The following is a 17,658-nucleotide window of genomic DNA, read 5'->3' as shown; positions in this document are numbered from 1 at the left end:
GCGATCCGAGTGGCTTCCACCATCACTGTCCGGGATTTCGACGAGGCCGACTGGCCGCTCGTGTGGCCCGTCATCGAGCAGGTCGTCCGCGCGGGCGACACCTTCCCCTTCCCGACCGACCTCACGGAGACCGAGGCGCGCGGCATCTGGCTGGAGAACGGACCCGGCGGGCGCGTCACCGTCGCGGTCGACGGCGAGCGCATCCTCGGCACGGCGAAGATGGGGCGCAACCGTCCCGGCCCCGGATCGCACGTCGCGACGGCGAGCTACATGGTGTCGGCCGAGGCTCGAGGTCTCGGCGCCGGGCGGGCGCTCGTCGTCGACTCCCTCGACTGGGCCCGCGAGTCCGGTTATGCCGCCATGCAGTTCAACGCCGTCGTCGCCACCAACACCGGCGCGGTGCGGCTCTACGAGAGCCTCGGCTTCACGGTCGTCGGCACCGTGCCGCGGGCCCACGAGCTCCCGACCGGGGAGCGCGTGGGCCTGCGGATCATGCACGTCGACCTCTGACGTCGCGCGCCCCTCAGCGCGTCAGCACCACCTTGAGGGCTCCGGTGTCCGCCGCGCGGGCGAACGTGTCATAGGCGTCGAGGAAGTCGGCCATCGGGAAACGGTGCGTCACGAACTGCGCCAGGTCGATGTGGTGGGTGGCCAGGAGCCGGAGCAGGGTCGGCGTCGAGTAGGTGTCGACGAGACCCGTCGTGATGGTGACGTTCTTGATCCAGAGCTCCTCCAGGTGCAGGGTGGCCGGGCCGCCGTGGACGCCCACGTTGGCGACGGTGCCACCCGGGCGCACGAGAGCCGCGCACTGCTCGAACGTCGATGCCACCCCCACCGCCTCGATGGCGACGTCGGCGCCGAGACCCTGCGTCAGGTCCCGGACGATCGCGACGGCGTCCTCGCGGGAGGGGTTCACCGTGATGTCGGCCCCGAACTGCTTGGCCGCCTCGAGTCGGGCATCGGCCAGGTCGATGGCCACGACGTGCGCCGGACTGAAGAGCTTGGCACCCATGATGGCGGAGAGCCCGACCGGGCTGGCGCCCACCACCGCTACGACGTCACCGGGACGGACCCGGCCGTTCAGCACACCGACCTCGTAGCCCGTGGGCCCGATGTCGGCGAGCATGAGTACTTCCTCGTCAGTCACTCCTTCGGGGACGGCATACGTCGACGTGTCCGCGAAGGGGACGCGGACGTACTCCGCCTGTGTGCCGTCGATCGTGTGGCCGAGGATCCAGCCGCCGCCGCCGATGCACTGGCCGTAGCTGCTCTCGCGGCAGTAGCGGCACGCGCCGCAGGCGGTGATGCAGGAGACGAGCACGCGGTCGCCGGGCTTGACGTTCTTGACACCCGGACCGACCTCCTCGACGGTGCCGACCGCCTCGTGGCCGAGGATCCGACCGTCGGTGACGGCCGCGACGTCACCCTTGAGGATGTGCAGATCGGTGCCGCAGATGGTCACGCTGTCGACCCTGACGACGGCGTCGGTGTCGGCCTGGACCGTCGGCTTCGGGACCTCGTCCCAGGTCTTCCGGCCGGGGCCGTGGTAGACGATCGCGTGCATGGTGCTCATGTCTCCTCCTCGGGCCGCAGGTCAGCGGCGCGGGTCCAGTCCATCGCGGGGACCGGTGGGGAGGTAGGGCCATACGTCCCGCCCCGGGGCTGCCGGGACGGGACCAGGGTCCCGAGTCAGCTGGGCGTCAGGGCTCGACGAGGGCCTGGCGCAGCAGCTCGACGAGGGCGTCGAGCTGGAGCGTGTCGCCCGACGTGATGTCCTCGTCGCTGCCGTCGAGGGCGCGCGCGGCGAGCCCCTGCTTGGCGTCGATGAGCTCGGCGATCTTGGAGTCGATGGTGCCGGAGGCGAGGATGCGCCAGGCCGTGACGGGCTCGTCCTGGCCGATGCGGTGCACCCGGTCGATGGCCTGCTGCTGCTCGGCCGCGGTCCACGACAGCTCGGCGAGCACGACGTTGGAGGCGGCGTGCAGGTTGAGCCCGACGCCGGCGGCAGTGAGCGAGCAGACCGCGACGGCGACCTCGGGGTCCTTCTGGAAGGCGTCGATCGCCTCCTGGCGCTGCTTCGAGGTCTGCTCGCCGCGCACCGACACGGTGCGCAGCCCCGCCGACGCGAGGACGCGCTCGGCGGCGTCCATGACGTCGATGTGCTTGGCGAAGAAGACGACCTTGCCGACCGAGTGCGACAGCTGCACGGCGTAGTCGGCGGCGAGGGTCGACTTGGCCTGGCCGATGCGGCGCACGAGCGAGAAGACGTTGTCGGTGCCCTTCTCGGCCGACGCGGCGCGCAGCTCCGCGGCGGCGACCCGACGCATGAGCGCGGTGTCGGGCTCGCCGTCCTCCTCGCGGCCGTCGCCGGCAGCGAGCAGAGAGCGATAGCGCTGGGCCAGGCGGCGGCCGAGAGCGCGCTCGGCCTCGCGGATCGAGCGACCGAGGTCGTCGTCGAGCTCGACGGTGATGTCGGCGATCCGCTTGTCCGGCAGGTCCTTGGCCACGTCGACCTTGCGGCGGCGCACGATGCCCATGTCGATGACTGCGCGACGCGCCTCCGGGTAGAAGGCGCGATCGGCAGGGGTGTGGCCGGTGTCGTCGAGGCGCCGGACGATCTCGGCGGTCGGCTTGCCGTCCTTGATCCAGCCCAGGAAGCGCCAGATCGCGTCGAAGTCCTTGACGTCGTTGATGAGCGGCGTGCCGGTGAGGGCCATGAGGAGCGGGTCGCCGCCGGGCGTCGTCGATCGCAGCCGGTCGCCGAGGGCGAGGACCTGCTGCGAGCGCTGCGACTGGAGGTTCTTGATGAAGTGGGCCTCGTCGACGACCATCGAGCGGAAGCCGAAGTTCGAGAGCCAGCCGAAGTGCCGGTCGAGGATCTCGTAGTTGACGACGAAGACGTCGGCGAAGGCGTCGACGTCGTTGCCGTCGCCGTGGATGACGGTGACCCGGCGCTGCGGTGTCCACCGCTCGACCTCTCGGGCCCAGTTGATCTTCACGACGTTCGGGACGACGGCGAGCATCGGGTAGGCGCCGGCGATCGAGGCGGCCATGACGGACTGCGCCGTCTTGCCGAGACCGGGCTCGTCGGCGAGCAGGAAGGTGCGGTGGCCCTCCTGGACGCTCTGGAGGAAGCGGGACTGGTGGACCATGAGCTGCGACCCGGGCGGGGAGAAGCGGTCGATCTGCGGCGTCGGCGGCAGGTCCATCGACGCTGCCTCCCCGCCCGCGCCCTGCTCGAAGGCGCGGTAGAGCGGGCTGAGCAGGTCCCAGCCGGCGAGCCGGTTGGGGAGGTAGTCGCTCTGGGCGCGACCGACGTCAGGCGTCAAGAACGGGTTGGCGAGCGCCCGCGACGGCACCGACTGGGGCATCACCTGGCGGGCCGCGATCTGCGGCGGGACGACTGGCCGCGGGGGCTCGGGCGCCTGGATGACGAGGTCCTCCTCGGCGAGCTCGGCGCCGGACTCGAGGAGCCAGTCGCGCCGCATCTGCTGGGCCGCAGGCCCGGGCTTGGCGTTCGCGTCGAGCAGCGTCAGCAGGCTCGTGTCGCGGGCCGCGATCTGCGCGAGGATCGTCGCGATGCCGTCGAGCCGCTTGAGCAGGTCGGCCCGCGTGGCCGACGGGATCGACGCGTCCTCGCGGACCCGGGCGCGCTCGGACCGCATGAGCGTGGCCACGACGAGGAACTTGGTCCGGTTCGTCGGGCTGGCCTTGCCCTTGCTCGAGACGCGGGACTCGACCTCGCGGACCCGCCGTGCGAGCACGGGGATGAGCGGCGCAGGGTCGTCCTTGCGCTGGGTGGCCTTCCGCTGACCGTGGTTCTGGCCGTTCTGCCCCTGCTGGGGGCCCTGGCCGTCGGTCGGTCGGCGGCGGACGCGCGTTGCCATGTTCCTCCTGATGACGCGGAGGACGTCGAGCGGGCTGGGCCCCCGGACGACACCGTGCCTGTCTGGGTCGGTGTCGGCGGCGGACTCGGCTCGAGTCCCGGTGGACGCGCATCGCGCGCCCTGTGCCCCGAGCGCCGGACCGGCGGTTGCGCCACGGACGGGCGCTTGGGACACCTCGACTCTACAGCCCGGCGGGCGCTGATCGGGTCGTATGCCGCGTGCTGGCCGTGAAGTGGCCGCGCGCTCAGCCGATGTTGACCCCGACGAGGGCGCCGATGGCATACGTCACGCCCATGGCGAGCAGGCCGCCGGCGACGTTGCGCAGGACCGCCCGGGTGGCCGGGCTGCGTCCGAGGCGGGCGCTGACCGCGCCGGTCAGGGCGAGGGCCGCGGCGACGCTGACCACCGTGACATGGATCCGGATCGAGGCCGGGCTGAAGGTGATGGTGAGCATCGGCAGGATCGCGCCGACGACGAAGGCGATCATCGAGGCGCCGGCGGCGTGCCACGGGTTGGTCAGGTCGGTCGGGTCGATGCCGAGCTCGGCTTCGGCGTGCGCGGTCAGCGCGTCGTGGGCCGTGAGCTCGCGCGCGACCTCGGCGGCCAGCTCGCGGCGCATCCCCTTGGCCTCGTAGAGCTGGGTCAGCTCCTCGAGCTCGCCCTCGGGGTCCTCGTGCAGCTCCTTGCGCTCGAGCGTCAGGAGCGCCCGCTCCGAGTCACGCTGGGTGCTGACCGAGACGTACTCGCCGGCAGCCATCGACATGGCGCCGGCGGACAGCGCGGCGATGCCCGCGAGGATGATCGCGGCCTTGTCGGCTGTCGCACCCGCGACGCCGACGACGACCCCGGCGGTCGACACGATGCCGTCGTTGGCGCCGAGGACGCCGGCCCGGAGCCAGTTGAGGCGCGCGCCGACGTTGGCGTCGTGCGGCTCCTCGCGGTCGTGGCCGTTGTCGACGGGCGTGGGCTCGTCGGACGCGCGCACGTCGGACATGGGTGGTGCTCCGATCGACGGTGGGGCGGTGCCCGTCGATCGTGGCACCCGCCGGGGACGCTGTCACCGAAGGCGAGGCTCACCTGCGGCTCGCGGGGCCTCCCTCGCCGAAAAGAGCGCGCCATCCGGGCGCCACGGCCCGACATGCGCGAGGATCGGGACATGTCGGGCATTGCCGTTGGTGGCGAGGCGGCGGGGGACGACCTCTTCCGCTGGATGGTGGCCGCCTCGCCCGACGGCTTGTGGGTCTTCGACGGGGAGGGGCGCACGCTCTTCGCGAACGCGCGGATGGCCGAGCTGCTCGGTCGCGACCCCGACGACATGATCGGCTTCTCGGTCTTCGACGCCGTCGACGACGTCGGCAAGGAGCAGTTCCGCCACCACCTCGCCGAGCTCGCCGCCCAGGGCGTGCCCGGCGACAACCTCGAATGCAGCCTCCTCGACGCCCACGGAAACCGCTTCTGGGCGCTCGTGTCACACACCCCGCTCCTCGACGACTCGGGCGAGCGGCGTGGCTGGATGCACCGGGTCAGCGAGCACAGCGCCCAGCGCAAGCTGCTCGACCAACTGGCCGAGGCGCAGTCGATCGCCAAGATCGGCAGCTGGGAGTGGGACGTCGCCGACGACCGGGTGTCGTGGTCCGACGAGCTCTACCGCATCTACGGGCTGGACCGCACCGACCTGACCCCCACCTACGACGGCTTCCTCTCCCGCATCCATCCTGACGACCGCGCGGACGTCGCCCGCGCCGTCGAGGCCGCAGTGGTGTCGGAGGACTCGTTCGAGTTCGACGCGCGTGTCGTGCGGGCCAACGGCGAGGTGGGGTGGATCCGCGGCCGCGGGCTCGTGACGCGCGACCCCGAGGGTCGTGCCATCCGCATGGGCGGCACGACGCAGGACATCACCGAGATGAAGGACGCCGAGCAGGCCCTCGGCCTCGTGACTGCGATGGCGACCGCGGCCAACGAGGCGGCGACGCTCGATGAGGCGCTCCCGGCCGTCCTGTCCGAGGTGGCCCGGCACACGACCTGGCGTCCCGTGCTCGCCGCGGTAGCCGACGGCGATGGCACCCTCGGGGTCCCCGTCCTGGCGGGTGAGGGCATCGAGTCGAGCACCCTGCCGGTCGAGCTCGGCCTCGCCTTCGCCGCGCGTGCTGCGGCCAGCCGGTCGGTGGTGGCGCAGCCGTCACCGGAGGGGTCGACGATCGTCGCTGTGCCCGTCGTCAACGAGGACCGCGTGGCCTGCGTCGTCGTGCTCGACATGCGCAGCGCAGCGCCGCCCGTCGAGTCGGACGCCGTGACGATCTCCCAGATCACCGCCCTCTTCGCCCGGGTGGCCGACCGGGAGTGGACGGCCGAGCGGCTCGCCCACGCGCGCGACGCCGCCATGGAGGCCTCCCGCGCCAAGTCGGAGTTCCTCGCGACGATGAGCCACGAGATCCGCACCCCGCTCAACGGAGTCATCGGCCTGAGCGAGCTGCTCGGACGCACCGAGCTGACCCCGCACCAGCGACGGCTCTCCGACGGCATCGACCAGGCGGGCCACGTGCTGCTCGAGCTGGTCAACGACATCCTCGACCTCTCCAAGATCGAGGCCGGCCGGCTCGAGCTCGAGTCGGTCGACTTCGACCCGGCCGCGGTGCTCGAGCGCGGCGTCGCCCTGCTCGCCGAGCGGGCCCGGGCCAAGTCGCTCGACCTGTCGGTGACCCACGGTCCGGACGTGCCCTTCATGGTCTCGGGCGACCCGGTGCGCTTCGGGCAGGTCGTCGCCAACCTCACGACCAACGCCGTGAAGTTCACCGACTCGGGAAGCGTCGTCATCCACCTCACGCTCGACCACCTGACCGACACCGGACCCGTGCTCCGGGTCGAGGTCACCGACACCGGGGCGGGCATCGCACCCGAGGTACGGTCCCGGCTCTTCGAGTCCTTCTCCCAGGGCGACTCGTCGACGACCCGCGAGTACGGCGGCACCGGGCTCGGCCTGGCCATCAGCCGGCAGATCGTCACGGCGTTCGGCGGCGAGATCGGCGTCGAGAGCGAGCCGGGGGAGGGCAGCACCTTCTGGTTCACCGCGGCGTTCGAGCCGGCGTCGGCCCGCAGCGTCGGCCGCTCCGAGTCGCAGGCCGCGGCCGTGTCGGGGCTCCGGGCGCTCGTCGTCGGCTCCAACGTGCCGCACCGCGTCCGCGTCGAAGAGCAGCTCTCCGCGTGGTCGATGTCGGTCACGTCGGCCGGTTCCGGCGTCGACGGTCTCGTCCAGCTCGACCGGGCCGACCGCGGCGGCACCCCGCTCGACGTCGTCGTGCTCGACGACCCCGGCTCGGGCGCCGGTGGACTGCAGGTCGCGCGGATGATCCGCTCCGACGAACGCTTCGCGGGCGTACGCGTCGTGCTCGTCTGCGCGCACGTGCCACCTCCCGACGTGGCGACGCTCAAGGAGGCCGGCGTAGACGCGACGCTCACGGCGCCCGTCATGCCGTCCTCGCTCTTCGACGCGATGGCCGACGTCGCCGGTCGCCACCTCGTGCCCGAGCCCCTGACGGCCAGGTCCGTCGTCGCGCCGCCGGGTTCCGACGGGCACCTCGGCACGGTCCTCGTCGTCGAGGACAACGAGGTCAACCAGCTTGTGGCGCAGGGCGTCCTCGAGAGCCTCGGCTACTCCGTCGTGCTGGCCCGCAACGGTGTCGAGGGCGTCGCCGCCCATGCCGCACGGGGTGACGACGTCGTCGCCGTCCTGATGGACTGCCAGATGCCCCAGATGGACGGCTACGAGGCGACCCGGGCGATCCGGGCCAAGGAGAAGCCGGGCCACCGCCTCCCGGTCATCGCGATGACCGCGTCGGCCATCGCCGGCGAGCGGGAGCGTTGCCTGCAGGCGGGCATGGACGACTTCCTGACGAAGCCCATCGACGTGGCCCTGCTCGCATCGACCCTCCAGCGCTGGACCGGCTCGGGACCCGTGCCACGTCCGCGCTCCGTGACGGCTGCCTCACCGGCGGCCGGCTCCGACGTGCTCGACCTGAGCCGCCTCGACGAGCTGCGCGACCTCGACCCCGGCGACCCGTCGATGCTGCTGCGCTTCATCGACCGCTTCGGCTCGGGTGCCCGTCAGCGGTTCTCCGACCTCATCGACGCACGCGCCGAGGGCGACGCCCAGACGCAGGGCCGGATCGCCCACGGGCTCAAGGGGACCGCCTCCAACCTCGGGGCCTCGGTCCTGGCCGACCTGTGCCAGCAGGTCGAGGACCTCGGGGCCGCGGGACGCCTCGCCGACGACGCCCTCGCCGCCCGGGTCGAGGACGAGGTCGACCGGGCGACGAGGGCGCTCGAGGAGTACGCGGCAGCGCTGCGTGGCTGATCAGGTCGTCGTGGTGCTTCCAGAGGTGCTCGAGTCGTCCTGACCCGGGTCCTGGCCGGGGTCCTGGCCGGGGTCCTGGCCGGGGTCCTGGCCGGAGAACGGGTCGACGCCCTGACCGAGCTGCTGGAGCAGGTCCTGCGGGTCGAGCTGGCCGAGCTGGTTCGGGTCGATGCCGCTCAGTCCGCCGCTCAGTCCGCCGCCCGGTACGCCGTTCTGGAGGTTGGGCAGCTGCTGCGGGGTCGTGCCCTGCTGGTTGGGGTTCTGGTTCGTCAGGCCTTGCTGACCCTGCTGACCTTGTAGGCCCTGCTGGCCTCCTGGGAACTGGAAGCCGCGGCCGCCACCCGGACCGCGGAAGCCCGTGTCGCCGCCCGTCGACCCGGCCGGCATGGCGGCCGCGGCAGCGATGGCGCCCGCCGACGTCAGCACGAGCGCGAGCCCGGCGGTCACCGCGGTCTTCTTGGCGTTCCAGCGGGGGCCGTCACCGTTCGCCGCGACGCCGGCCGGCTTCTCGCGGACCGCCCTCGCGCGGACCGCCCTCTCGCGGACCGGCAGGCCGGTGGGTGAGAGCGGCACGTCCGGACCGGCGAGCGGGGTCGCGGCCCTCGGCGACACGGCATACGCGTACGGCGTGGCCGGTGGCGTCACCGGCATCTCGGTCGTCGTCGCCGAGGGGAGCAGCTGGGTGTCGTCGGTGGGGTGGGCGGCCGGCGCGTTCGGGTCGAACTGCGGCAGCGCGGGCGTCGGCTGCGACGCCGGGACCTGTGGCGTGGACTCGTGGCTCATGAGGCCAACGGTCGGGCGGCTGCCTGTGCGGGTGCTGTGGCGCAGCCATCGAGCCGCTGGGACTTCGGGACAGTCACTCCACAGGATTCGCACAGGAAGGTACTGGTCACGGCACAGGCCCAGGGGCTTCACTGGATGACATGAGCGAGAAGACCAAGCCCGCAGCGGCGCGACTCCAGCGACTCGACGGCTCCCCGGTGCGGGTGCTCGTCGTCGACGACGAGGCCAACCTCACCGAGCTGCTCGGCATGGCCCTGCGCTACGAGGGCTGGGAGGTGCGCGCCGCCGGCACCGGCATGGAGGCCGTGCGCGCGGCCCGCGAGTTCGACCCCGACGCCGTCGTGCTCGACATGATGCTCCCCGACTTCGACGGCCTCGAGGTGCTGCGACGCATGCGTGCCGACAACAGCAACGTGCCCGTCCTCTTCCTCACCGCCAAGGACGCCGTCGAGGACCGCGTCTCGGGTCTCACCGCGGGCGGCGACGACTACGTCACGAAGCCGTTCTCGCTCGAGGAGGTCGTCGCACGCGTCCGTGCCCTCATGCGACGCACGACCATCGCCGTGTCGGCGTCCGACTCGGTGCTCGTCGTCGGTGATCTCAGCCTCGACGAGGACAGCCACGAGGTGATGCGCGGCAACGAGGAGATCCACCTGACCGCAACGGAGTTCGAGCTGCTGCGCTACCTCATGCGCAACCCCAAGCGGGTCCTGTCGAAGGCGCAGATCCTCGACCGCGTGTGGAACTACGACTTCGGCGGCCAGGCCAACGTCGTCGAGCTCTACATCTCCTACCTGCGCAAGAAGATCGACGCCGGTCGCGAGCCGATGATCCACACCATGCGAGGAGCTGGGTATGTCCTCAAGCCGGCCGCCTGAGGCGGGCACCGAGCTGCCGGACCGCGCGGACCTGCCCGACGACGAGGGTGCGGGCGCGCTCGACATCTTCCCCGAGGGCGTCGGCTTCCGCGACGAGGGCGACGACCCGATGACGTATGCGGTCCCGGCACCTTCTGTTGCCACGCCGCGTCCCGAGGCCGGTCTGGACGGCGACGCCGAGGTCCGGGTGCCGCTGGGCCGGCGGCTCGCTGACGCGCGTGACCAGGTGCGTCCGTGGTCGGCGTGGACGCTGCGCGCCAAGCTCGTCGCCTCGATGCTCGCGCTCTTCACCGTCCTCAGTCTCGCGACCGGAGCCTTCACGGTCGTCGCCCTCGACCGCCAGCTGACCGGACAGGTCGACGACCAGCTCCACGAGTCGTTCTCGCGCATCCTGAGCGGGGGCCCCCTCCCTGACTTCAGCGTGAGCGGGGACGACGAGCGGCGCTTCGGGGGCCCCGGCGACGAAGGGCTCAACGCCTTCCTCCCCACGGCACCGACGAGTCTGTTCCCGACGGACGTCGGGAAGGCAACCTCCCTGGACAAGCAGCCGACCAACCTCACTGCATCGCAGCTGCAGCTCCTTGCCGGAGCAGGGCTCGGTCCCAACGCCACGGACATCGACCTCGGTGGGAACCTCGGGACCTACCGCGTCATCGCGACGTACCAGACGCTCCGGCCGAGGGGGAGCCCTCCGACGTCACCTGACGCGTCGCCGGGCGTCCTCGTGGTCGGACTGCCGATGGCGCAGCAGCAGCGCACCGTCCAGCAGATGGTGGTCCTCGCGATCAGCACGGTCGCGGCGGGCCTCATCCTCGTGGCCCTGATCGGGACGTGGCTCGTGCGCCGCAACCTCGAGCCGCTCCGTCGGCTTGCGGCCACGGCCACGAAGGTCTCACAGACGCCGCTCGACTCGGGCAAGGTCGCGCTCGGGGCCCGGGTCGACCCCATCGACACCGACACCCGCACCGAGGTGGGCCAGGTGGGTGCGGCCTTCAACGAGATGCTCGACCACGTCGACGATGCCCTCAACGCCCGCCACCAGAGCGAGCAGCGGGTGCGGCAGTTCGTCGCCGACGCCTCCCACGAGCTGCGCACGCCGCTCGCCTCGATCAAGGGCTACGCCGAGCTGTCGCGTCGCGAGCCCGACCCCGTCCCGCCGACGGTGACCCACGCGATGGGCCGCATCGAGTCGGAGGCGGACCGGATGAGCTCGCTCGTCGAGGACCTGCTCCTGCTCGCGCGTCTCGACGCCGGTCGCCCCCTCGAGCAGGCCCCGGTCGACATGTCGATGCTCGTCATCAACGCCGTGAGCGACGCCCACGCGGCATCACCCGGCCACCGCTGGGACCTCGACCTGCCCCCCGAGCCCGTCGAGGTGACGGGTGACGGTGCCCGCCTGCACCAGGTCGTGGCCAACCTGCTCGCCAACGCGCGTACGCACACTCCGGACGGCACCCGCGTCACGACGTCGGTGCGCCCCGAGGGTGAGTGGGTGCGGGTCGCCGTCCACGACGACGGCCCGGGTGTGCCGGATGCCTTGCAGCCCAACGTGTTCGAACGCTTCGCCCGTGGCGATGACGCGCGCGTGCGGGGCGGTGGCAGCACCGGTCTGGGTCTCTCGATCGTCGCCGCGGTCAGCAAGGCGCACGGCGGTCGTGTCGAGCTCGACAGCCGGCCCGGCGACACGACCTTCAGCGTGCTCCTGCCCGCCGCCCCCTGACTGCGCCCCGGGGGACCCACCCGGCCGACTCGCGCCGTGGCGCACTTCCCGCCGTCCTCCCGGCTTCGACGCCAGCGGAAGTGCGCCATGGCGCGCTTCCGGCCTGAGCCCGGAGTGCGACCCGGACCTCATGCCGGCACCAAAGTCGGGTCATAGGAACGGCACAGCCGCCCACCCGAACGTTGAGCCATGGACACGATGACCCTCACCACCACGGGCCCGGCGAGCAGCACCGCACCGGCGCCCGTCGGGCCGGCGGACGCCCGCCCCCAGACCTCGCAGCCGGCCAGCCGTGCGGGTCGTCCCGGCCGACTCCAGCGACTGTGGCGCGGAGCGGACGCCGACCCGTCCTGGGCGCGGCCCGCGCTCCTCGGCCTCCTGCTCGTCACGCTCGTGCTCTACACGTGGAACCTCACGGCGAGCGGCTACGCGAACTCCTTCTACTCCGCGGCCGTCCAGGCGGGCAGCGACAGCTGGAAGGCCTTCTTCTTCGGCAGCTCCGACGCCGCGAGCTCGATCACCGTCGACAAGCCGCCGGCCTCCCTCTGGGTGATGGCCCTCTCGGTGCGGCTCCTCGGCCTCAGCTCCCTCGCGATCCTGCTGCCGCAGGCGCTCATGGGCGTCGCGACGGTCGGCGTCGTCTACACGACGGTCAAGCGCCACTTCGGTGCGGCGGCCGGACTCATCGCCGGTGTCGTCCTCGCGCTGACGCCCGTCGCGGCCCTGATGTTCACCTTCAACAACCCCGACGCGCTCCTGACGCTCCTCATGGCGCTCGGCGCCTGGGCCACGATGAAGGCGATGGCGCAGGCCTCGCCGAAGTGGATGATGATCGTCGGCGTCTTCATCGGCCTCGGCTTCCTCACCAAGACCCTCCAGGTCCTGCTCGTCGTCCCCTTCTTCGGGCTCGCCTACCTCGTCGCCGCCCCGACGACGCTGCGCAAGAGGATCGTCCACTCGCTGCTCGCCGTCGGCACCATGGTGCTCTCGGCCGGCTGGTGGGTCGCGATCGTCGAGCTCGTGCCGGCCTCGGCCCGTCCCTACATCGGAGGAAGCCAGACGAACTCGTTCCTCGAGCTGACCTTCGGCTACAACGGTCTCGGGCGTCTCAGCGGTGACGAGACCGGCTCGGTCGGCGGTGGCGGCGCGACCGCAGGTGGCGGCATGTGGGGCTCGACGGGTCTCTTCCGGATGTTCTCCTCGAGTGTCGGCGACCAGGTCTCGTGGCTCATCCCGAGCGCGCTGATCCTGCTCGCGGCCGGCCTCTGGCTGCGGGGCCGTCGCCCGCGCACCGACCTGCGCCGTGCCGCCTACGTCGTCTGGGGAGGCTGGCTCGTGGTCACGATGCTCGTCTTCTCCTTCATGGCCGGCATCTTCCACGAGTACTACACCGTGGCCCTGGCCCCTGCGATCGGTGCCGTCGTCGGCATGGGTGCGGTCGAGGCCTGGCAGCGCCGCTCGAGCGCGGTCGGCACCATCGCCCTCGCCGCCGCGACCGCGGCCGCCGCGACATGGAGCTTCATCCTCCTGTCACGGACGACGGCCTACGGCGACTGGCTGCGCATCTCGGTCCTCGCGGTCGGCATGGCTGCCGCCCTGCTCATCCTCGCGACCCGCTGGATGCACGCCCGCGCCGTCCCGTTCGTGCTCGCCGCAGCCCTCGTCGCAGGCCTCGCCGGCCCGGGTGCGTATGCCGTCTCGACCACCGCCCAGGGCCACAGCGGGTCCATCGTGACAGCGGGCCCCGCCGGCTCCAGCCGCGGCCCCGGTGCCGGTGGCGGCATGGGCGGCACGCTGCCGCGGGGCGCCAACGGCACGACACAGGGCGGTCCGCAGACGGGTGGAACCGGTGGCGGCATGGGTGGGCTGCTCGACGCCTCGACGCCGAGCACCGCAGTCGTCGCGGCCCTCTCGGCCGATGCCGGACGCTACACGTGGGTCGCCGCAGCAGTCGGGTCCCAGACGGCGGCCGGGCTCCAGCTCGGCACGCAGCTGCCCGTCATGGCGATCGGAGGCTTCAACGGCTCCGACCCGAGCCCGACGCTCGCGCAGTTCCAGCAGTACGTCGCGAACGGCCAGATCCACTACTTCGCCGGTGGCGGAAGGGGGTTCGGCAACCAGAACGGTGGCAGCAGCGCCGCGTCGGAGATCAGCTCGTGGGTGCAGGCGAACTTCACCTCGGTGACGATCGACGCCTCGACGTTCTACGACCTGACCCAGCCCCTCCAGTGAGGACGGCGACGACCGTGACGAGCATGTCGGACTCCACGTCGCAGTCCCGAGCCCGCCTCTCGCAGCAGGTCATCCGCTTCGCCGGCGTCGGAGTCGTCTCCACCGCCCTGCACCTCGGCCTCTTCGCGGCACTGGTGCGGGGCGGTGCCCCCTCCCAGCTGGCCAACGGCGTTGCCCTCGTCATCGCCACGGTCGTCAACACCGGCCTCAACCGGGCGTGGACCTTCGGGGTGTCGGGGCGCCGCAACCTCGTGACGCACCACGGCCAGGCGCTCGTCATCTTCGCGATCACGTATGCCGCCACGACCGTCGCGCTCGCGGTGCTGGGCGCGCTCGTTCCCTCCGCGGGGACGCTCGCCCAGACCCTCGTCGTCGCCGTGGCCAACGTCCTGTCGACGGCCGCGAGGTTCGTGGCGATGCGCCGGTGGATCTTCCGCACGCCGGGCGAGCCGACGGACCGCCACGACCCGGCATACGCGAGCAGTGGTGTGCTCGAGAGCCCGCAGGGCGAACGCTGACGGCGGTCCGTCGGGACGTGTGGGCTCCTAGTCGTGGTCCTCGGCCGCGGCGCAGGACTCCCACCACGGATCCTGGTGCGCGGCGACGACCTCATCGATGTCGTTGTCGCTCAGCTGGATCCGCGTCCCGACGCGCGGGGCGACCATCCTGACCCCGCGCTCGGCGGCTGCCCGTCGCGCCCAGCGGATCGGCTCGCTCCACCAGTGCGTCGCGAGGTTGAAGGTGGCCCAGTGGATCGGCAACAGGACCGCACCGGTCTCGCCCTTGTTGACGTCGAGGTGCGCCTCGATCGCCTCGGCGGGGTTGAGGTGGATGTCGGGCCAGTGCACGCTGTAGGCGCCGATCGGGATGATCGTGAGGTCGAACGGGCCGAGGTCGGCCCCGATGTCGGCGTAGCGGTGGGTCGGCCCGGAGTCGCCCCCGAAGAAGACGGCGTGGCGCGGGCCGCGCAGCGACCACGCGGCCCAGAGCGTCTGGTTGCGCACGAACCCGCGGCCGGAGAAGTGCCGCGCCTCGGAGCACGTGATGCGGATGCCCGCGATCTCGGTCTCCTCGCGCCAGTCGAGGCTCGTGATGCGCCCGATGGGCACGCCCCACGCCAGCAGGTGGGCGTCGACGCCGAGCGGCACGACGTAGTGCGGGCGATGGGTGCGCTCGAGCTGCCTGATCGACGGCTCGTCGAGGTGGTCGTAGTGGTCGTGGCTGATGACGACCGCGTCGAGGTGCGGGATCTCGGCGATGCGACCCGGGACGGGGTGCAGGCGCTTCGGGCCCGCGACGACCGACGGCGAGGCCCGCTTGCCGAAGACGGGGTCGAGCAGGAATCGTCGCCCGTCGAGCTCGACGACGCTCGTGGCGTGGCCGTACCACGTGACCGCCAGGTCGGCGGCCTCGTGCGGGTGCCGGGGCGTCACGAGCGGGACGGGGCCCCGCGGTCGGCCGCGGCCGAACTCGCGGACCATCGTCGTCAGCAGGCTGCCCGGCCCCTCGGCCTCGGACGTCGCGACGACGTGCGTGGGCTCGTGGGACCGGAACTCGCCGTCGCGGTAGTTCGGCGACGCGGTCGCGCGCTGACGCTGGGTGGCGGTCGACGCACCCATCCGTCGGAGGATCGGGAGCTGCACGGGCTTCTCCTGCCTGTCGTGCCTCACGGCTCGGGCGGCCACGCGGGTGCGGGCTGCCGTCATTCTCGTCCAGCGTCGGGCGGGCCGCCCGAGTTCCCGACCGTCAGTCGCGGTCCTCGGGGGCGGCGCACTCCTCCCACCACGGCTCTGCGTGGGCGGCGGCGACACTGACGGCGTCACCGGTCGTGAGGTCGACGCGCTCGCCGACGCGGGGGAAGGCGACGGGGACCTTCGCCTCGACCGCGGCCCTGCGGGTGCGGCGTACGGGCTCGGCCCACCAGTGCATCGAGAGGTTGAAGGTGGCCCAGTGGATCGGGATGAGGAGCGACGCGCGCGCGGCTGTCTGCACCGTGCGGGTCGTCTCGGTGGGATCGCCCTCCTCGTGCGTCCCGCCCGGTGTGTCGATGCGCTGGTCGCCCTCGATGAAGTCGTCGGCCACGCCTGCCGCGTCCTCGGTGAGGGCGTGCGCCTCGTCGCCGATGCGGTTGACGTCGCGGTGGGCGGCGAGGGCCTGCTCCGGGTCCATGTGGATGTCGGGCCAGAACGAGTCGTAGGCCCCCACCGGCATGAGGGTCACGTCGAACGGGCCGAGGTCCGCGCCGATGGCCGCGAAGCGCTTGGACGTGCCCGAGTCCCCGGCGAAGTAAGCCGTGTGCCGTGGGCCGCGCAGGGCCCAGCCCGCCCACAGCGTCTGGCTGTCGACGAGCCCACGCCCGGAGTTGTGCCGCGCCTCGGTGCACGTGAGCCGGATGCCGGCGACCTCGGTCTCGCCGCGCCAGTCGAGAGCGGTGATGCGCGACTCGGGCACGCCCCAGGCGAGCAGGTGCGCGTTGACGCCGAGGGGCACGACGTAGTGGGGGCGGTGGGTCTCCTCGAGGCGGACGATCGACGGCTGGTCGAGGTGGTCGTAGTGGTCGTGGCTGATCAGGACGGCATCGATGCTCGGCAGGTCGGCGATCGACCCGGGGACCGGGTGCATCCGTTTGGGTCCGGAGTGCCGGATCGGCGAGACACGCTCGCTGAAGACGGGGTCGATGAGGAAGCGGGCGCCGTCGATCTCGAGGACGCTCGTGGCGTGGCCGTACCACGTGACGGCGAGATCGCCCGGCTGCCGGGGCGGCTTCGCGCTGACGACCGGCACGGTGCCCGCCGGCCGGCCACGGCCGCTGACCCGGATCGCCGCGAGCAGGGCGCTCGTCTGGGCCTTGACCCGCGGACGCAGGGACGGCTCCTCGCCCTCGAAGCGGCGGTTCGTGAAGTTCGGCGAGTCCTGGACGAACGGCAGGATCGCCGCGGGCGAGGCGCCCATCCGGTTCATGACCCGCACGAACTGGCGTGCCCGGGTGCGCGAGGAGACCTTCTCGATGGCAGACGAGACCGCGCGGACGGACGGACGGTCGGAGGTTCCGAGGCTGCGCATCGGGCACCTTTCAGCGAGGGTGGAGGAGTGGGGTGAACGTACCCCGCCACAAGTCGGCGTCATCATGGTGTTGACGTGACACCACAGTGGTGTCATAGTGATGCACATGGACATCACCGAGTACGTCGACGCACTGCGTCGGGATCTCGCCCAGGCGGCCAGGGCGATGGGTCCGGAGACCGAGCAGGCCGCCGAGCGGATCGGTTTCGCGCTCGACTCGTCAGCACGCCTGGCTCTCATGGACGCCCTCTCGCACGCTGCAGCCGAGATCACCAACGAGCTCGACGGCACGTCCGTCGAGGTCCGCCTCCAGGGCCGTGAGCCCGTCTTCGTCGTCGTCGGGGCCGGCCCGTCGGCCCTCGCCGACGACACCCAGGCCATCGACACCGCTGACACCACGGTGGTGTCAACCGAGGACGAGGGCGTCGAGACGTCGCGGATCACGCTCCGGCTGCCCGAGGCCCTCAAGGTCCGGGCCGAGGAGCTCGCCACGAGCCGCGGCCAGTCGCTCAACACGTGGATCGTCAACGCGGTCCGCGCCGCCACCGGGAGCGGCGTGCCGCCGATGCCCGGCTTCCCGCCGATGCCGCCCGGCCCGCAGTTCGGGCCCGGCGCCCCCGGCCGCAACCGCTCCTCCAACAAGCGCGTGCAGGGGTGGGTCCGATGACCGGCACCGACCCGCTCCACAGCCAGCGCGCCGACCGCACGTCCGCCACCCTCACGACCACAGAGCAAAGGGGATTT

At 72.1% G+C, this 17,658-nt stretch carries 13 protein-coding genes; 7 read left to right on the top strand and 6 right to left on the bottom strand.

The window, feature by feature from the left end:
• Positions 1-9 precede the first annotated feature (9 nt).
• Positions 10-510, top strand: coding sequence for a GNAT family N-acetyltransferase (locus tag NR112_RS14490; RefSeq protein ID WP_256795012.1), 501 nt, complete (start codon positions 10-12; stop codon positions 508-510).
• A 13-nt stretch (positions 511-523) separates the two neighbouring features.
• Here the strand turns inward: NR112_RS14490 and NR112_RS14485 are convergent, their stop codons facing one another.
• The 3 genes from NR112_RS14485 to NR112_RS14475 all read right to left on the bottom strand — a co-directional run bounded on the left by NR112_RS14485 (position 524) and on the right by NR112_RS14475 (position 4,881).
• Positions 524-1,573: a zinc-dependent alcohol dehydrogenase family protein gene (locus tag NR112_RS14485; protein ID WP_374512467.1), complete on the bottom strand. Its 1,050-nt coding sequence runs from the start codon at positions 1,571-1,573 to the stop codon at positions 524-526.
• A gap of 127 nt (positions 1,574-1,700) precedes the next feature.
• Positions 1,701-3,887, bottom strand: a complete 2,187-nt coding sequence (locus NR112_RS14480) for a DEAD/DEAH box helicase (protein WP_256795011.1) — start codon at positions 3,885-3,887, stop codon at positions 1,701-1,703.
• A 244-nt stretch (positions 3,888-4,131) separates the two neighbouring features.
• Positions 4,132-4,881, bottom strand: a complete 750-nt coding sequence (locus NR112_RS14475) for a VIT family protein (RefSeq protein WP_256795010.1) — start codon at positions 4,879-4,881, stop codon at positions 4,132-4,134.
• A gap of 162 nt (positions 4,882-5,043) precedes the next feature.
• On the opposite strand from NR112_RS14475, the gene NR112_RS14470 reads away from it, so the two are divergent.
• Positions 5,044-8,238, top strand: coding sequence for a response regulator (locus tag NR112_RS14470; RefSeq protein ID WP_256795009.1), 3,195 nt, complete (start codon positions 5,044-5,046; stop codon positions 8,236-8,238).
• On the opposite strand, the gene NR112_RS14465 is transcribed toward NR112_RS14470, so the two are convergent.
• Complete coding sequence (locus NR112_RS14465; RefSeq protein ID WP_256795008.1) at positions 8,239-9,021, bottom strand: hypothetical protein; 783 nt, start codon at positions 9,019-9,021, stop codon at positions 8,239-8,241.
• Between the two features lie 140 nt (positions 9,022-9,161).
• Between NR112_RS14465 and NR112_RS14460 the strand changes: the two genes are divergently transcribed.
• From NR112_RS14460 to NR112_RS14445, 4 genes are all read left to right on the top strand, one after another.
• Positions 9,162-9,899: a response regulator transcription factor gene (locus NR112_RS14460; protein WP_256795007.1), complete on the top strand. Its 738-nt coding sequence runs from the start codon at positions 9,162-9,164 to the stop codon at positions 9,897-9,899.
• Positions 9,877-11,619, top strand: a complete 1,743-nt coding sequence (locus tag NR112_RS14455) for a HAMP domain-containing sensor histidine kinase (protein WP_306217196.1) — start codon at positions 9,877-9,879, stop codon at positions 11,617-11,619. The genes NR112_RS14460 and NR112_RS14455 overlap by 23 nt, the downstream gene beginning before the upstream one ends.
• A gap of 189 nt (positions 11,620-11,808) precedes the next feature.
• Entirely contained in the window at positions 11,809-13,851 is a 2,043-nt protein-coding gene (locus NR112_RS14450) for a glycosyltransferase family 39 protein (RefSeq protein WP_256795006.1), read from the top strand.
• Between the two features lie 23 nt (positions 13,852-13,874).
• Positions 13,875-14,369 (top strand): GtrA family protein, encoded by a 495-nt coding sequence (locus NR112_RS14445; protein WP_256795005.1) that lies wholly within the window; start codon positions 13,875-13,877, stop codon positions 14,367-14,369.
• 27 nt (positions 14,370-14,396) lie between these two features.
• Here NR112_RS14445 and NR112_RS14440 read toward each other — a convergent pair whose 3' ends face one another.
• Both NR112_RS14440 and NR112_RS14435 read right to left on the bottom strand, forming a co-directional pair.
• Positions 14,397-15,494, bottom strand: a complete 1,098-nt coding sequence (locus NR112_RS14440; protein WP_256795004.1) for an MBL fold metallo-hydrolase — start codon at positions 15,492-15,494, stop codon at positions 14,397-14,399.
• A gap of 103 nt (positions 15,495-15,597) precedes the next feature.
• Entirely contained in the window at positions 15,598-16,914 is a 1,317-nt protein-coding gene (locus tag NR112_RS14435; RefSeq protein WP_256795003.1) for an MBL fold metallo-hydrolase, read from the bottom strand.
• A gap of 106 nt (positions 16,915-17,020) precedes the next feature.
• Here NR112_RS14435 and NR112_RS14430 point away from each other — a divergent pair, with 106 nt between their 5' ends.
• Positions 17,021-17,581, top strand: a complete 561-nt coding sequence (locus NR112_RS14430) for a toxin-antitoxin system HicB family antitoxin (protein WP_256795002.1) — start codon at positions 17,021-17,023, stop codon at positions 17,579-17,581.
• Positions 17,582-17,658: the final 77 nt, after the last annotated feature.

This window comes from Terrabacter sp. Ter38 (assembly GCF_024519435.1).
Taxonomy (GTDB): domain Bacteria; phylum Actinomycetota; class Actinomycetes; order Actinomycetales; family Dermatophilaceae; genus Terrabacter.
This window is presented reverse-complemented; position numbering and strand designations above follow the sequence as displayed.

What these genes read in the sequence shown, in the direction of transcription:
- NR112_RS14485 (WP_374512467.1), bottom strand. Translation starts at nt 1,573, where the DNA reads ATGAGCACCATGCACGCGATCGTCTACCACGGCCCCGGCCGGAAGACC.
- NR112_RS14480 (WP_256795011.1), bottom strand. Translation starts at nt 3,887, where the DNA reads ATGGCAACGCGCGTCCGCCGCCGACCGACCGACGGCCAGGGCCCCCAG.
- NR112_RS14475 (WP_256795010.1), bottom strand. Translation starts at nt 4,881, where the DNA reads ATGTCCGACGTGCGCGCGTCCGACGAGCCCACGCCCGTCGACAACGGC.
- NR112_RS14470 (WP_256795009.1), top strand. Translation starts at nt 5,044, where the DNA reads ATGTCGGGCATTGCCGTTGGTGGCGAGGCGGCGGGGGACGACCTCTTC.
- NR112_RS14465 (WP_256795008.1), bottom strand. Translation starts at nt 9,021, where the DNA reads ATGAGCCACGAGTCCACGCCACAGGTCCCGGCGTCGCAGCCGACGCCC.
- NR112_RS14460 (WP_256795007.1), top strand. Translation starts at nt 9,162, where the DNA reads ATGAGCGAGAAGACCAAGCCCGCAGCGGCGCGACTCCAGCGACTCGAC.
- NR112_RS14455 (WP_306217196.1), top strand. Translation starts at nt 9,877, where the DNA reads ATGTCCTCAAGCCGGCCGCCTGAGGCGGGCACCGAGCTGCCGGACCGC.
- NR112_RS14450 (WP_256795006.1), top strand. Translation starts at nt 11,809, where the DNA reads ATGGACACGATGACCCTCACCACCACGGGCCCGGCGAGCAGCACCGCA.
- NR112_RS14445 (WP_256795005.1), top strand. Translation starts at nt 13,875, where the DNA reads ATGTCGGACTCCACGTCGCAGTCCCGAGCCCGCCTCTCGCAGCAGGTC.
- NR112_RS14435 (WP_256795003.1), bottom strand. Translation starts at nt 16,914, where the DNA reads ATGCGCAGCCTCGGAACCTCCGACCGTCCGTCCGTCCGCGCGGTCTCG.
- NR112_RS14430 (WP_256795002.1), top strand. Translation starts at nt 17,021, where the DNA reads ATGGACATCACCGAGTACGTCGACGCACTGCGTCGGGATCTCGCCCAG.